This window comes from Bifidobacterium olomucense, assembly GCF_012932375.1.
GTDB lineage: Bacteria > Actinomycetota > Actinomycetes > Actinomycetales > Bifidobacteriaceae > Bifidobacterium > Bifidobacterium olomucense.
Window position 1 is genome coordinate 268,833 of the sequence record NZ_JAAIIG010000002.1, and the last position, 15,875, is coordinate 284,707.

At 59.2% G+C, this 15,875-nt stretch carries 12 protein-coding genes; 3 read left to right on the forward strand and 9 right to left on the reverse strand.

The window, feature by feature from the left end; all coding sequences use genetic code 11:
* Window positions 1–116: 116 nt before the first annotated feature.
* A complete protein-coding gene (locus G1C97_RS03105; protein WP_169240487.1) occupies window positions 117–977 on the forward strand; it encodes an exodeoxyribonuclease III in 861 nt (286 codons plus the stop codon).
* 384 nt (window positions 978–1,361) lie between these two features.
* Here G1C97_RS03105 and G1C97_RS03110 read toward each other — a convergent pair whose 3' ends face one another.
* The 5 genes from G1C97_RS03110 to G1C97_RS03130 form a co-directional block, all read right to left on the reverse strand.
* Window positions 1,362–3,377, reverse strand: coding sequence for a dipeptide ABC transporter ATP-binding protein (locus G1C97_RS03110; protein WP_169240488.1), 2,016 nt, complete (start codon window positions 3,375–3,377; stop codon window positions 1,362–1,364).
* A 22-nt stretch (window positions 3,378–3,399) separates the two neighbouring features.
* Entirely contained in the window at window positions 3,400–4,404 is a 1,005-nt protein-coding gene (locus G1C97_RS03115) for an ABC transporter permease (RefSeq protein WP_205832499.1), read from the reverse strand.
* 21 nt (window positions 4,405–4,425) lie between these two features.
* Window positions 4,426–5,352 carry an ABC transporter permease gene (locus G1C97_RS03120; protein WP_169240489.1) on the reverse strand — a complete coding sequence of 309 codons (927 nt, stop codon included), beginning with the start codon at window positions 5,350–5,352 and terminating at the stop codon, window positions 4,426–4,428.
* A gap of 292 nt (window positions 5,353–5,644) precedes the next feature.
* Window positions 5,645–7,288, reverse strand: coding sequence for a peptide ABC transporter substrate-binding protein (locus G1C97_RS03125; protein WP_169240490.1), 1,644 nt, complete (start codon window positions 7,286–7,288; stop codon window positions 5,645–5,647).
* A 412-nt stretch (window positions 7,289–7,700) separates the two neighbouring features.
* Window positions 7,701–8,681 (reverse strand): tyrosine recombinase XerC, encoded by a 981-nt coding sequence (locus tag G1C97_RS03130; protein WP_169240491.1) that lies wholly within the window; start codon window positions 8,679–8,681, stop codon window positions 7,701–7,703.
* A gap of 187 nt (window positions 8,682–8,868) precedes the next feature.
* On the opposite strand from G1C97_RS03130, the gene G1C97_RS03135 reads away from it, so the two are divergent.
* Together G1C97_RS03135 and G1C97_RS03140 are read left to right on the forward strand one after the other, a co-directional pair.
* The gene (locus tag G1C97_RS03135; RefSeq protein WP_169240492.1) at window positions 8,869–9,789 is read left to right on the forward strand and encodes an ABC transporter ATP-binding protein; all 921 of its coding nucleotides are present in this window, start codon (window positions 8,869–8,871) and stop codon (window positions 9,787–9,789) included.
* Window positions 9,786–12,692: an ABC transporter permease gene (locus tag G1C97_RS03140; RefSeq protein WP_169240493.1), complete on the forward strand. Its 2,907-nt coding sequence runs from the start codon at window positions 9,786–9,788 to the stop codon at window positions 12,690–12,692. The genes G1C97_RS03135 and G1C97_RS03140 overlap by 4 nt, the downstream gene beginning before the upstream one ends.
* A gap of 35 nt (window positions 12,693–12,727) precedes the next feature.
* On the opposite strand, the gene G1C97_RS03145 is transcribed toward G1C97_RS03140, so the two are convergent.
* The 4 genes from G1C97_RS03145 to G1C97_RS03160 form a co-directional block, all read right to left on the reverse strand.
* A complete protein-coding gene (locus tag G1C97_RS03145; RefSeq protein ID WP_100495916.1) occupies window positions 12,728–12,985 on the reverse strand; it encodes a DUF6725 family protein in 258 nt (85 codons plus the stop codon).
* A gap of 173 nt (window positions 12,986–13,158) precedes the next feature.
* Complete coding sequence (locus tag G1C97_RS03150) at window positions 13,159–14,163, reverse strand: prephenate dehydrogenase (protein ID WP_169240494.1); 1,005 nt, start codon at window positions 14,161–14,163, stop codon at window positions 13,159–13,161.
* Window positions 14,157–15,137, reverse strand: coding sequence for a prephenate dehydratase (locus tag G1C97_RS03155; protein ID WP_169240495.1), 981 nt, complete (start codon window positions 15,135–15,137; stop codon window positions 14,157–14,159). Before G1C97_RS03155 ends, G1C97_RS03150 begins: the two co-directional genes overlap by 7 nt.
* Window positions 15,138–15,406: 269 nt before the next feature.
* The gene (locus tag G1C97_RS03160; protein ID WP_169240496.1) at window positions 15,407–15,844 is read right to left on the reverse strand and encodes an alcohol dehydrogenase; all 438 of its coding nucleotides are present in this window, start codon (window positions 15,842–15,844) and stop codon (window positions 15,407–15,409) included.
* Between the last annotated feature and the right edge of the window lie 31 nt (window positions 15,845–15,875).

Genomic DNA, 15,875 nt, shown 5'->3' on the forward strand with positions numbered 1-15,875 from the left:
GGTTGCAACCTTGCTAACACTAGCACCCAGTCTTAGAGAAAGCTGAACATCGGCACGGCAATACTATCGGCAAACGATCGGCCGGGTTGGTAGGCGGATTTGCATACTATGGCTCCATGACCATCACTATCACCACATCCAACGTCAATGGCCTGCGAGCGGCCGACCGCAAAGGCATCGCACAGTGGGCTGGCAGACATACGCCAAACATCTGGTGCATGCAGGAAGTACGCGCCCCGCAGCCGGACATCGACAAGATTGTCAGCGAGTTCGCATTCGAATATGCCCAGGCCGGCGCTATTGCATCGGCTGAGGATTTCACGCTGACCAATGAAATATGTCGGGTCAAGGGCCGTGCCGGTGTGGCGCTGCTGTCCGATCTACCGGTGGTCGAGCAACGTTACGGGCTGCCGGGACTCACCGAAGACGTGGATTCCGGACGTTGGATCGAAACGGATATCCGCACGCCCGAAGGCTATACGATCACCGTGGTCTGCGTCTACGTGCATGCCGGCAACGTTGATGATCCGCTCAAAATGGAACAAAAATACCGTTTTCTGGACACCATGTTGATTCGTATGGGCGAACTGCGCGACGAAGCCGCACGTGGCGGCAAACAGTCCGTACTGTGCGGCGATTTCAATATCGCGCACACTCCCCTGGATATCAAGAACGCCAAAGCGAACGAAACGCACGCCGGGTTCCTGCCCGAGGAACGTGCCTATGTCGACAAATGGCTGGATGAGTACGAATTCGTCGACGTGATGCGTGATCTGGCCGGCGACATTCAGGGCCCGTACACCTGGTGGAGTCAACGCGGCCGCGCGTTCGACAACAATGTCGGCTGGCGACTCGACTATCAGTTCGCCACTCCCGAACTCGCGGAAACCTCCCGCGGATTCGTAATCGACAAGGCGCCGACCTACGACCTGCGCTGGTCCGACCACGCTCCCCTGACGATCACGTATGACGTGTGATTTTCGGGTAGTCGTGAGGCCGGTGGAGGTTGGGAGGTATGTTGTCTGACACGCTCCGGGCCGCTCAGGCCAAGTCTTTACGGTCAGACAACATACCTCCCAGCCTCCACCTCCGCGGCAGAAAAAAGTACTACGAAAAAAGCGAAGCCCAGTAATGGTTGGGGTATGCGTTGCTGGACACACTCAAGGCCGTTTGGCCAAGCTTACAGTCCAGCAACACATACCCCAACCATCACCTCCGCATCAGCCATATAAACACAATTATTAATGCGATAAGGCGAAGCCCGGCATACATAGTGACCGACTGTAAGCTTGGCCAAACGGCCTTGAGTGTGTCGGGCACTATGTATGCCGGGCTTCGCCGGCAACTGCCGGAAGCTGGAATCAGTCCAGACCGAGCTGGAGTTTGCCGCCGGGGATGGCGTCGAGCAGGTCGCGCGTGTACTGCTTCTGCGGGTGGTCGAACACTTCGTCGGTGGTGGCATGCTCCACAAGCTTGCCATGCTGCATCACCACGACCTCGTCGGCGATCTGGCGAACCACAGCCAGATCGTGGGTGATGAACAGGTAGCTTAGACCCTTCTCGGCCTGCAGGTCGTTGAGCAGGTGCAACACCTGATCCTGGACCAGCACGTCGAGGGCGGAGACGGCCTCATCGCACACGATGACGTCCGGATCCAGGGCCATGGCTCGCGCGATGGCGATGCGCTGGCGCTGGCCGCCGGACAACTCGTTCGGGTAGCGGCCCATCACCGACTGAGGCATTTCCACCATGTCGAGCAATTCCTTGACGCGGTTGGCGCGCCACTTGGAGTCGCCGATCTTGTGGATGCGCAGCGGCTCTTCGATGGAGCGGAAGATGGAGTACATCGGGTCCAGCGAGCCGTACGGGTTCTGGAACACCGGCTGCACGTGGCGGCGGAAGCCCAGCAGATCCTTGGCCTTGAACGTGGAGGTGTCACGGCCCTCGTAGAAGACCTTGCCGGAGGTGGGCTCCAGCAGGTGGAGCACCATGTTCGCCACAGTGGACTTGCCGGAACCGGATTCACCCACGATGGCCAGCGTGGTGCCGCGCTTGACGGAGAAGGACACGTCATCGACGGCCTTGAACATCTCCTTCTTGCGAGGGAGCTTGAACTCCTTGGTCAGGTGGTCCACGGTGATGATGTGCTCGCTCTTTTCGAGCTCGTTCTCATCGGCGATCTTGTGGTCCAGCAGGGCGTCGGCATTCTCGCCGCGTTCCTTGGCGGAGATGATGCGCTGGGAGGCCAGGGACGGAGCCGCGGCCACGAGTCGCTTGGTGTATGGGTGCTGCGGGTGCTGGAGCACTTCGAGGCTCGGGCCGGATTCGACGACCTGGCCCTTGTACATCACCACGATGTGCTGGGCGCGCTCGGCGGCGAGGCCCAGATCATGGGTGATGAACAGCACGGCGGTGCCAAGAGAGTCGGTGAGCATGTGCAGGTGATCGAGGATCTTCTTCTGCACGGTCACGTCAAGGGCGGAGGTCGGTTCGTCGGCGATCAGCAGATCGGGGCGGCAGGCCAAGCCGATGGCGATAAGCGCACGCTGACGCATACCGCCGGAGAACTCGTGCGGGAACTGGCGGGCGCGGGTCGCAGCGTCCGGCAGACCGGCCTCGGAGAGCAGACCAGCGATGCGGTCCTCCATGGTAGAACCGGTCACATACTTCTTGGCCAAGTACCAAGCCTGATCGTCAGCCACTCCAGCCTTGATAAGGTCGTCGGCCACACGCCAGCGGGTTTCGGAGCCCGGCACCCATTCGCTGGTGAAACGTGCCACGGCCTTGTCGAACGCCTCACCGGTCACACCGGCGGCAGTGAGGGCCTTCTTGGCCTCATCCATCAGGGCGGGCAGGTCCTTGGAGCCGAGGAAGGTCTCATCGTCGTTGCCCTTGAGCTCGACGGCGGCGTCCTCGCCGGCCAGGGCCTTGGCGAGGGCGGAGCGCTTCTCATGGGCCACATCCATGTTGTTAGCCTTGAGGGCCTCCTTGACCTGGGTGCCGATGCGCCACACCGGGTTGAGGTTGCTCATCGGATCCTGGGGCACGAGGCCCATCTTGGTGCCGCGCAACTTGTCGAACTCGGACTGCTTGGCACCGGCGATCTCCTGGCCGTCGAGCTTGATGGAACCGCCCACCACGTGACCGGTTCCGGGCAACAGGCCCAGCACGGCCATGGCGGAGGTGGACTTGCCGGAGCCGGACTCGCCCACGATGGCCACCCACTGACCGGGATAGACGGTGAAGGAGGAGCTGCGCACGGCGTGCACCGGCTTGCCGGTGTCCGTGGTGAAGTCGACGGCGAGGTCCTTGACCTCAAGCAGCGGGCCGTGCTCCTTCTGCATGGCCAGCATCTGTGCCTTGGAGTTGTCAGTCATATTGTTTCCTCTACTCCCTTGCTCAGGCCGTACGGCTCTTCGGGTCAAGAGCGTCCTTGACGGCGTCGCCCATCATGATGAACGCAAGCACGGTGATGGCCAGTGCGGCGGACGGGTAGAACAGCACGAGCGGGTCGGTCTGTAGGTTGGTCTGGGCGCTGGAGATATCGCCGCCCCAGCTCACGGTGGTGGTGGGCAAGCCCACACCAAGGAAGCTCAGCGTTGCTTCGGCCACAATGTAGGAAGCCAGAGACGTGGTGCCAATCACGATGATCGGGGCCAGCGAGTTCGGCAGGATGTGGCGGAACAGGTTGCGCATAGGCGTAGAACCCAGTGCGGTGGATGCGGTGTTGAACTCGAGGTTCTTGGCTTCGAGCACTGCGCTTCGTGCGATACGGCATACACCAACCCAGCCGAAGAGTGCCAGCACGAGCACGACCTTCCAGATGGACTTGGAGGACTTGAACATCTGCAGCACAACGATGGCGCCGAGCAACATCGGCAGTGCGAAGAAGATATCGGTGATACGGCTCAGCACGGCGTCAATCCAACCGCCGCAGAAACCGGCGATGGCGCCGATCAGGGTGCCGATGAGCACCACCATCAGCGTGGAGAACACGCCGACGGACAGGGAGGTTCGGGTGCCGTACACCACGCGGGTGTACACGTCGCAACCCTGCAGGTCGAAGCCGAAGGGGTGGCCGGATTCGGCCGGGCTCAGCGAGTTGGCCAGATCGCAAGCGTTCGGATCCTGCTTGGTGAACAGGCCCGGCGCGAGGGCCACGACGATGATGAAGATGATGACCAAGCCAGAGATGATGAACAGCGGGTTGCGGCGCAGGGTACGCCAAGCGTCCGCCCACATGCTGGTGGCCGGGGCGGATTCGTCCACGGAGTCCACGTCCTGCAGGGGGGTCTCCTCGATGGGGGCCACGTAGCGGTCCTGGCCGGGCAGGGTCTCCATGAAATACTCGGTGCCGGGCTCGCCGGACTCGTTGAGCTCGTTTTCAGTGGTGTTGTTTGTCATTTTCGTTCACTCCTCCCCTTCTCACGCGTAACGGATTCGCGGATCGAGGGCCGCGTACAGCATGTCGACGACGAGGTTGCACACCACGAAGATCAGCATGAGCAACGTGACGATGGACACCACCAGATTGGCCTCGCCCTTCAGGATGGACTGGTAGGTCAGGAAGCCGATGCCGTGGATGTTGAAGATCTGCTCGGTGATCATGGCGCCGCCCATCAGGCCGCCGATGTCCTGGCCCAGGTAGGTGACGACCGGGATCAGGGAGTTGCGCAGCACGTGGCGCAGCATCACCTGACCGTTGTTCATGCCCTTGGCGCGGGCGGTACGCACGTAGTCCTCGGCGATGTTGGAGGAGATTTCAGCGCGGGTCAGACGGATGATATATGCCATTGACACTGAGCCAAGCACCATAGCCGGCATCAGCAAATCAAGGAAGGTTGGATCGGCTCCAGCGGTCACCGGCAGGATGGACCACTGGATGCCGAGCAGGTACTGCAGCACGAAGCCGGTGACGAAGGTCGGCACGGAGATGAGGAGCAGGGAGACGATCAGGATGACCGTGTCGTACCACTTGCCCTTCTTGAGGCCCGAGATGATGCCGAAGGTCACGCCGAAGATGGCCTCGAACACGAACGCCATCAGGCCGAGCTTGATGGTGACCGGGAAGGCGCGGGCGATCTCGTCGATGACGGGCTGTCCGGCGAAGGTATTGCCGAAGTCGAGGGTCAGCGCGTTCTTCAGATAAATGAAGTACTGGATGATGAACGGCTGATCGAGGTGGTATTCCGCGCGGATCTGGGCCGCGACGGCCTCATTGATGGGCTTGTCGCCGAACATGGCCTTGACGGGATCGCCAGGCAGCAGGAAGACAAGCGCATACACCAGAAGCGTCGTGCCGAGAACCACGGGGATCATCTGCAGAATGCGTCGCAGAAGATACTTACCCATAACGGTTGCTCCTTATTTCATGAACCGGCCGTCAGGAGGATACAGTGCACCCTTGCCGGTCGACAAATACTCCGACAGTCTACCCTATGCCTTGACGGAGGTATGTAAACTTCTGTTAATTTGGCCGATTATTAGGCGTAGACGAAGTTTTTTCACTGTTTTCGACCCTTTGCTTTACGCGGCAATCACAGAATTTCGAAAACTCTCTTGCAATACGAAAAGGGACGGGGATCGAAAGATCCTCGCCCCTTTGATTACCGAACTAGCGTTCGATGTTCAGATGAGATTCAACTCACTTCTTGGACATCTCGGTGTAGGTCGGGAGGTTCTGCCAGTCCATACCGAAGCCGGACTTGACGGACAGGGAAGCGACGCCGGAAGCGTTGGAGTAGTACAGCGGGATGGCCGGCAGATCCTTGAGGAGGATCTCCTGAGCCTGCTGGTACAGCTTGTTGGCGGAGTCGGTGTCCTTGGCGGCAGCGGCCTGCAGGCACAGATCATCGAAGGCGGAGTTCTTGTAATCGCCATCGTTGGAGCCCTTGCCATCAGCGGCGGCGGTGGAGTACAGCTGCCACAGGTAGTTCTCGGCGGACGGGTAATCAGGCTGCCAGCCGGTACGGAAGGCACCGGTCATCTGACGGTTGGTGACCGCGTCGCGGAACTCCTGGAAGGTCGGGATCGGGTTGGTGGCGGCGTCGATGCCCAGATTCTTCTTGAGCTGGTTCACAACGGCGTCGTAGATCGGCTTTGCACCACCATCAGCGTTGTAGGAGAAGGTGAGGGTGCCGGTGTACTTGGAGATGGCGTCGGCCTTGGCCCACAGCTCCTTGGCCTTGGAGGCGTTGAACTTCAGGTTGTCGGAGCCGGTCAGGGAATCGGAGTAGCCAGGGGTCTTCGGGGAGGTGAAGTCGGTGGCGGCGGTAGCGTTGCCGTTGAGCACCTTGTCGATGATCTGGTCACGATCGATGGCCATAGAGATGGCCTCACGACGCAGCTGGCCTTCCTCGTCGTTCTTGAAGTGCTCAAGGGTGGACGGAATGGTGAAGGTCTGGATCACGGAGCCGGCCTCGGAGTACGGCTGGACCTTCTTGTCGGACTTGAAAGTCTTGGTGAAGGAAGCCGGGACGGACTCCATCACGTCGAGGGCGCCGTTGTTGGACTGAATGTCACGGTAGGCGGCGGTGTCATCGGTGTAGACCTTGAAGGTCACGCCGTCGTTCTTGACATCCTCGTTGCCCTTGTAATCGGTGTTCTTGACCAGTTCGATCTGCTTGTTGTGATCCCAGGACTTGAACTTGTACGGGCCGTTGCCGACCGGGGCCTCGCCGAAGGCCTTCGGATCCTTGTAGAAGGACTCAGGCAGCGGGGCGAAGGCCAGATAGCCGACCTTGACCGGGAACATGGAATCGGACTGGTTCAGGTCAACGGTGAAAGTGCTGTCGTCCACGACCTTGAGGCCGGAGAGCTGCTCGTCACCCTTCAGTCCATCCTTCTGCAGGTCATCGTAGCCCTTGATGGTGGAGAAGAAGGAGGAGGCCTTCTGGGCGTTCTTGGCGTTGGCGGCGTAGGACCAAGCCTTGGTGAAGGACTCGGCGGTCACCGGGGTGCCATCCGTGAACTTCCAACCAGACTTCAGCTTGATGGTGTACTGGGTGGCGTCGTCGTTCGGGGTGATGGACTCAGCAACCTCATTGGAGGCGTTGCCGTCCTTGTCGAAGGAGACGAGGCGGGAGAACAGCAGGTCGCCCGGCTTGCCGCCACCGGTCTCGTTGGTGTTGGACGGAATCAGCGGGTTCTGCGGCTCGGAGTTGTATGCGTAGATGATGTTCGCACCGCCATCGGCCGTGGTGGAAGCGTTGTTGCTGCCGCCGCAGGCACTCAGCAGCATGGCCACGGAGCAGGCCATGGCCGCGAAAGCAAGAGCTTTCTTCTTCATTGATTTCTCCTATTCATTAGGTTGTGGGGCGTTGCAGTCCCACCTCATGCGAACGGGGTTGGCTTATGCGCCGCTTACCTGCGGTCGCATGAAGACCAACCCCGTTGCTGATTGATTGCATTGTCTCGCACTTCGGAGACAAGAAGCAAATTTCATGTTACATCCATGTAAAATCGCAGCCCTTTCAAGGGCTACATTCAGCGTCGCCACAGGTAGATAAGACACAGTTCGCAAATGTCCATATTCCGGACATGCCCAAATGAATCACTGCCGGCATGGTTCCTGCACGCCCATCGATCAATCATCGATCGATGCGTGAATGTCACACAGGTCCAGCACATATCCGCGCATGGCACGGCATCGATGAATCGATCGGATAGCGCAGATGCCATCCACGCCGAATGCCGAGCGTTCACGCCCGCGGAAAGGCCTGCGCATACCGGCTTTTCAACTGTTCAATGGACACGTGTGTATACCGTTGCGTGGTTTTCAGCGAAGAATGCCCAAGCATCTCCTGCACCTCACGCAAATCCGCACCGCCGTCGAGCATGTGCGTGGCGGCGGAATGACGCAACGCATGGGGACTGATATCCGGCACGCCGGCCTGTCTGGCCGCCCGGTGCACGATGCCCCGCGCCACACGCTGATCCAGTCTGCCGCCGCGCGCCCCCAAGAACAGCGCATCGATCTGTCCATGCTGCCGCTCCCCCATCTTTGCAGTCTCGGCGTTCTCCTGCATCAGGGCCGGACGACCCCGTTCCAGCCATGTTTCCAAGGCATGCAACGCCGGTACTCCAAACGGCACCACCCGCTGTTTGCGCCCCTTACCCATCACTCGTATGGTCCGATTGGAAAAATCAATGTCGTCAACGTCCAACGCCACCAATTCGGCGATGCGGATACCGGTGGCATACAGCATTTCCAGCACCGCCGCATCACGCTGATGCTCGGCCTCGGCCCGTCTGCCGCTTTCCGGCATGTGTCTGCCACCGTTCACCGTGCGCCCGCCGTTGGACGAATCGTTGGTATCCAGTAATTGCTCCGCCTGGGATTCGGTCAGCACCGCCGGCAAGGTGTCCGGAATCGTCGGGGTCATCAGCGTGGCAGCGGGATTGACCCGCACCACACCATGATCGTGCGCCCAAGCGAAAAACCCACGCACGGCCACGGTTTTTCGTGCCATGCTGCTTCTGGCATGGTTGCGGGATGTCTGAGCCATCCAACTGCGCAAATCGTCCAAGGTGATTTCGTTCAGATCTTCGACGCCGCGCAGTTCGAAAAGACGCAGGCATGCTTCAACATCAGCCCGATACGCTTTCAGCGTATTTGTGGACAATCCACGATTGGCTTTCAGATGAAGAACAAAGGAATCGACACTGCCTTCAAACCGCATGATCACCTCTGTTCATTTTCCGCCAACCGTCATTTCATTACACTATAGGCATATGGCCGGCACGGAGTATGTTCATGTACTCAGCGCATCATGCGCGATCATGCGACATGAGATCATGCACTATATGGTGGCTGCCCCGCTCCGAGGCACAGGCAGAGGCTCTTGCGAAGAAAAGGATGTAAGGCGTATGGTACGGCACAGCGCACGAGATAACGCACAGGATAACGCACGAATCAGCAAGCCGGCTACCGATACCGATTCAAATGCCGATGACGTGGTGGCGAAGGCCATCGATCTGACGAAAACCTACGGAGACGCCGACAATCAGGTCACCGCGTTGAACCGGGTGAACATATCGTTCCGTCGAGGTCAAATGACCGCGATCATGGGGCCTTCCGGCTCGGGCAAATCGACGCTGATGCATTGCATGGCCGGCCTCGACCAGCCCACTTCCGGTCAGGTGTTCGTAGAAGGTCTGGAAGTGTCCGCCATGAGCCAGAAGCAACTGACCCGTCTGCGCCGCCAGCAGATCGGCTTCATCTTCCAGTCATTCAACCTGGTGCCCACGCTCTCGGCGGAGGAGAACATCCTGTTGCCGTTGCAGATCGCCAAAAGACCAATCGATCGCGCATGGTTCAAACAGGTTGTTCATGTGGTGGGGCTGGAACAGCGACTCTCCCACCGACCAAGTCAGCTGTCCGGAGGCCAGCAGCAGCGCGTCGCCTGCGCACGTGCGCTGATGGCTCGCCCTTCCGTGATATTCGCGGACGAGCCGACCGGCAATCTTGATTCTCGTTCGTCGCGCGAAGTGTTGAGTTTTCTCAAGCAATCGGTCCGGGACTACGGCCAATCGATCGTCATGGTGACTCATGACCCACGTGCCGCATCCTATGCCGATCGTGTGGTGGTGCTGGCGGACGGCAACATCATCGAAGATCTCGATCATCCCAGCTACGAGCGGATCCTCGACGTATTCGCCGACAACGGCGATGATGACATCGTCCGAAGCGACGTCAATACAAGCGAGACGCAAGACGACACCACACCAGACAACGCGACCGGCGCATCGAGGCCGGGTAATGACTTCTCGCAGGAGGCCGACGCATGATTCGTATCGGTCTGCGCGACGCCCGGGCACATTTCGGGCGGTTCATCATGTCCATCATCGCTATCGCGCTGGGCGTCAGTTTCGTGGTCGGGTCGTTCTGCTTCCGCGAAATGATGAACAATCAGGTCGATCAGATGATGGCCTCGAACTCCGATCATGACGTATACGTGCGCGGCAACAAAGAAGACGCCAGCGCCTCGTCAGACATGATGGCCGCGGGCTCCTCATCGTCCAGTTCCTCCAGTCAATCCACCGAATCCAAAACCTACAACCGCATCGACGTGGACCTGACCCGCGCCATTGGCAAGGTGAGCGGCGTGGCGACCGCCGAAGCCGTATATCAGGTCTCCGGACTGGTTTTGGTCGGCAGCGACGGCAACGCCGTCTCCACCATGGGCACCCCAACCGTCAGCCTTGGCCTTGCGAAAGACACCTGGCGTTCCGCCACGTTGACCCACGGGCGATGGGCGACGAACAATCATGAAATCGCATTGCATGCTTTTGCAGCCGAAACCGCAGGACTCGGTGTGGGCAGTACCACCAAACTCGTGTATCCGGACGGTGTCGCGGATGTGAAGGTCGTCGGCATCTTCGACACCACATCATCCCAGGCCGGCGCAATCATCATCGGCCTGGCACCCGATGTGGCCAAGGATTACTTCCAGCAACAGTCCGGACAGGTAGGCACCGCACGATATCTCGGTGTGTACGGTTCGGCCAACAACGGGCAGCCGCTGAGCGTCGAACAACAGCGGCAACTTGCCGACCGTATCAACAAAGCATTGCCGGCCAGCGCGAAGGCAACGGCTATCACCGGCCAACAGGTGCGTGACGACAATGCCGAATCCACCAAACAAGCTTTGGGCTTCGTGCAGCCATTGATTCTGATTTTCGCAGTGATCGCCCTGTTCGTCGGCTCGTTCATCATCGCGAACACGTTCTCGATGATCGTACGCGAATCGATGCGCGGCTATGCATTGCTTCGCTCGATTGGCGCCTCCCCCGCTCAGGTCTTCGCAACGGTGGTGGTGCAGGCGATTCTGCTCGGCCTCATCGGCTCGGTGGCCGGCATCGGTCTCGGTTGGGGCATGGTCAAGGCGATCGTGGCGTTGATGGCTCAGGCGGGCACGCCAATGACCGGCTCCTCAAATCCGAGTGTCACCGATATGCTCATAGGCCTTATCGTCGGCGTACTGGTCACGCTGCTCGGCGCGGCGCTGCCGGCCAGACGCGCGGCTATGGCTCCGCCCATTCAGGCGATGAACGAAACCGTGAATCCTGAGAAAGCCGTGTGGCCGCGAGGCGTACTCGGCACGGTCATGATGGTGTGCGGTGCTGCAGCTTGGCTGTTGTGCTGGCGCATCGCCGTGGCCAATAATGACGGTACGACGCTGTCGCCATGGAACTGGCTGGACGACAAAGCCGAAGTGATGGGCGCCGGATGGCCGCTCGGCATAGGCGCGGCTTTGGTGGTGGTCGGCGTCATTGTACTTGCTCCCGCGCTGGTCCGGCCGGCGAGCGTGGTGCTTGGTTGGATTCCCGCACATATCTTCACGGTCACGGGACGGTTGGCGATGCGCAATCTGGCACGGAGCAAGCGACGGACCGCGAACACTGCGGCCGCGCTGTTCGTCGGCGTCGCGATTGTCAGTTGTCTTGGTGTGGTGGCGTCCTCGGCCAAGGCATCGGTGGCCGGTATCGTGGATTCCGGGCTGAAATCCGATTTTTCCGCTATGTCCGCCGCCAGCGGGCGTATCCCTGATGGTGCGATCGAAGCGATCGAGAAAACTTCAGGCGTGGGATCGGTGTCGCAATCACGCATGTTGCTTGCAGTTACCTATGGTTCGGGAGATAACAGGACCTCGGCCATGACGTTCGCCGAACAACCGTCATTGTTCACCAATGTGTTCGCTCCGGTCACCCATGACGGCGACGCGGATAAGGCGTTGCGCAGCGGCGAACTGGTGGTTGGCATCGCCGTGGCGAAAGACAACGGCTGGAAGGTAGGCGACACCGTAACGGTCAACGGCCGTCAAGTCGTGGTCGATAAGGAGGCCACTGCCAAGGCTCAGGCCGACTATCAGCATCAGATAGAGACGACCATCGCCGGATTGCAGTCCGAAGCACAACAGCTGATGTCCGCCGGCGACGCGGCCGGAGCACAAGCCAAAATCGCTCAGGCGCAGAAGGTCGGCGAGGACGCAAAGAACGTAGACCCGAGCACGCTGGTGAAAACCAAAAATACAACCACACACGTGAAGGTGCGTATCGGTGCCATTATCGAAAACTCGGTCTACCGTTCAATGGTGCTGATGAACGATGAGACCGCCGGCAAAATCGCGAACGAATACACGATGTTCACCATTATGTTGTTCATCAATGCGGCTCACGGCGAGCATCTTGATGCGCTGAAAACACGTCTGGTGAACGCCGTGAAATCGTATTATGTGGTGAACGTGCAGACCCGTGATGAATTCAAATCCACGATGAGTTCGATGGTGGACCAGATTCTGCTGGTATTGTACGCGTTGCTCGCGCTGTCGATTGTGATTGCGATATTCGGCATCGTGAACACACTGGCACTCTCGGTTTCGGAACGCACCAAGGAGATAGGGCTGCTTCGTGCGATTGGCACGTCACGCGCGCAGATTCGCGGCATGCTGGGTATCGAAGCTGCGATCATCGCCGTGTTCGGCACCGTGCTGGGCATGGTGGTCGGTGTGGCCGCCGGTGCCGTGATCCGCGTCGTATACGAGGCGAACGGACTCTCCACGTTGAGTGTGCCATGGTCCCAGCTCGGCATTTTCCTGGCGCTTTCGATTCTGGTGGGACTGATCGCCTCGGTCTCCCCCGCATCCCGTGCTTTGAAGCAGCCGGTGCTGGACGCGGTCGCCGCGGAATGACGGGGACGGCCACGAAATGTACGTCTAATGTACGTTTACGGTCTCGGCTGTGTCTTCGGGCGTTCCGGCACCGGCTTCAACGTGGCAATCTGCTCCTGATGAATGGTCACATTCTGAGCAGGGCGCGAACCGTTGGCTGCCGGGTCACGGACCAATTCCAACGTATAACCGTCCCATGAGGTCACATGGCCCACGAAGTCACGGAATTTCATGCGCCCATCCGCAGGATCCACGCCTTCGGTGATGCGCACCACCACACGGGCACCCGCAGGAATCTGTCTTGGTAACGTCATTGCCATCATCCCCTTGACGATCGGTTTGGTGTCATCTTCTTCGATGGCACCAAACATTCGATTACTATGTACCTTACTCTGTTACCGCCGTTGATGTGAAGAGCCTCGCCATCAGGTTCCGTGAAATCCTGCCGGGGCAGCATTCTGCACAATCCAGATGGATATGCCGGGCCCTATTGAACCGAGGGGCGCCGCTGCACCACCGCCTGACGCGGATTGATGAATCCGACGATGTTCTCCCCACGCCGAGCGGAGAACAGCAACGTCTGCTGCCAGCCGGCTTCGGGAATTTCCAGCTCCTGCTTGATGAACTCGTCTCCGGACTTCATCGCCGCCTTGTATCTGCGGAAAGGATCTCCGGCCGCGAAGAATTCGGACAACGCCACCTGATTCCCCGTGTGCAGCTGGTCCGCGACGGCGTTCAATCGTGCGGCCATACGGCGAAGCAGCACCTCCACATTCAGTGCATCCTCTTCGACCATCGCACGGGTGCGATCCGGATCGGTCAAGGCTACGCGCGTCATATCACGCCAGCTGCCGGCGGCAAGTGCTGCGGCGACATTACGGTCCGGATTGGAGGTCAGTTCATTGATCAGCGCGGTGGACACCACATGAGGCATATGCGAAATCATCGCAGCGGCTTTGTCATGGGTTTCATCATCCAACACGATAATGCGATTGCCTACGCCTTCGACGATCAGCGAAGCCACTGCGAAAAAACGCCGATATGCAGTCGTCTCGTCAACGGTTACAGCCCATAGCGCATCATCATAGAGATGTGGATCGGCGGCCTGCCAGCCTGACAGCTCGTTGCCGGCCATCGGATGGGCCCCTACATACCATGCGCTAAGGCCCGCCGCGATGACCTGATCGCGGACCATGCCTTTGACCGATCCTACATCCGTCAGTGTCGTGTCGGGATGGTCGGCAAGCAGCGGATGCAGCTCACGCAGTATCGCGGGCATGGCTTTCAGCGGATTGCAGAGAATCAGCACGTCAGGATGCGCGTTCATCAGCTCGGTAAGCGTGCTTTTGCAACGAATGCCATCGGCTTCGGCTTCATCATAGGGATGTGGGCGATGGTTCCATGCCACGACGGTGACACCACGACTTACCAGACGTCGGGCCAGCGAACCGCCAATCAGTCCGAGTCCCACAATGCCGACTGTTCCTACCACAGCAATTCCCTCCTGACGTCTTCGGTATGCTGCCACCCTTCCGGCATGTCGCCGGTTTCAAGGTGGACGCCTCCCTCGGGCAACATCCACGCATCCACCGGCGGATTGGGCCGTTCACGGCGTGGATAAACGGCCAATGTCTTCAGCCAGATACCTTTCATAGCCAATATTTCCAGCACCTTCTGGAACCGCGGCTCCCAGGGAGCGGCATCCAGCGTATCGATGAAGCTGTAAGTGCCATCATGCCCTTTGATGGGGCGGGACATGAAACTGGTCATATTCAGACCCGCAACGCGCAGGATGTCAAGAATATTCGCCACGACTCCCGGACCTGTGGCAAGCGGAATGAACGTGATAATCGTTTCAAAGTCACTGGCACCGCTCTGCCGCGCATAGGCGTTCAGTTCCTGGACGACATCACGTGGCGCGATCACCAGAAAATCGGTTCTGGCACCATCGAAATCCTGCACATGCTCACCAAGCACGTCGAGGTTGTAGAGCTTGCCGCAGATACTGGGACCGAGCGCCACTTGACCGGGTTGGAGATCACGACAGGCGGCGGCATTGGACGATGACGGCTTGGGCTGGAGCTTATGCTCGGCGATAAACTTCGTGCATTGGGCGAGCCCATGCGGATGAGCGCTTACCGGCTCGCCAGTGCAATCATGGATCGCATGGCCTTTCACCGTGAACGCGTTAAACGCCACATCCACACTGACCCGTGCGAAACCGGCTGCATCGGTGGCGTCGATCAGCGCATCCAAATTCGGAACCACGTAGCCTTCGACGTTGTTCTCCCATGCGATTACGCCCCAGCCCTGACGTGATTGAACGGCACGCATGATGGCGGGCACGTCTGGCAGCGCGACCAGATCGAAATCACCGAGGGGCGAGAACAGATCGGCGGCTTCCATCGCCGCCTGATGGGTGAACGTGCCTTCGGGCCCTAAGTAGAAGAGTTTCAAACGTGCCATAACGCTCTATCGTAGCGGCGTTTCATGCACTTTTCGCGCGAATCGCACTCTCATCCCGTCCCAAAACGCACTTTTCGTGCGAAAAGTGCGTTCACGAACTGATTTAGTACCTTCGAACGCACATTTCGCACGAAAAGAGCATGCACGGGCCGGTTCAGTATCCTCAAACATACTTTTCGCACGAAAAGAGCGCTCATGGACCGGTTTAACGCCCTCGAACGTACATTTCGCGCGAAAAGTGTGCTTAGGCAAGGGAGGACGGGATCCTATCAGCGGGAGCGCTTTGCGGGGATGGTGAACCAGCGTGCGGGCAGCACCAGCATGGCAACCTGAACCAAGACGAGGCCGTATAGCCAGATATACCCGGCATGTTGGGAGAAGAAAGGCATCTCGCTTTGGAATCCCGCCACGATCAACGCATTGCCGGATGTTGTGGTCAAGGCCAGCCCCCAAGCGGTTGCGGATGATGCGATCAGATGCAGCGCGAGGCCGACGGTCCCCATACGTGAACGAGCGCACCATGTGGACAGCATGATGAGCAGGAACGCAAGAACCAGACCATAGGGAATATTGGCGGAAGCGCCCATACGGTGCGCGAACGTTCCCACAAATGCGGCAAGCGCGCCGGCCAACATCGTGATCAACGATTTGACCAATGCACCCTGCCTATGCGACCAAGGCAGTGATTCCATGCTGCTGATACTCATATGCCCCATACTATGTCACAAACACACCGGC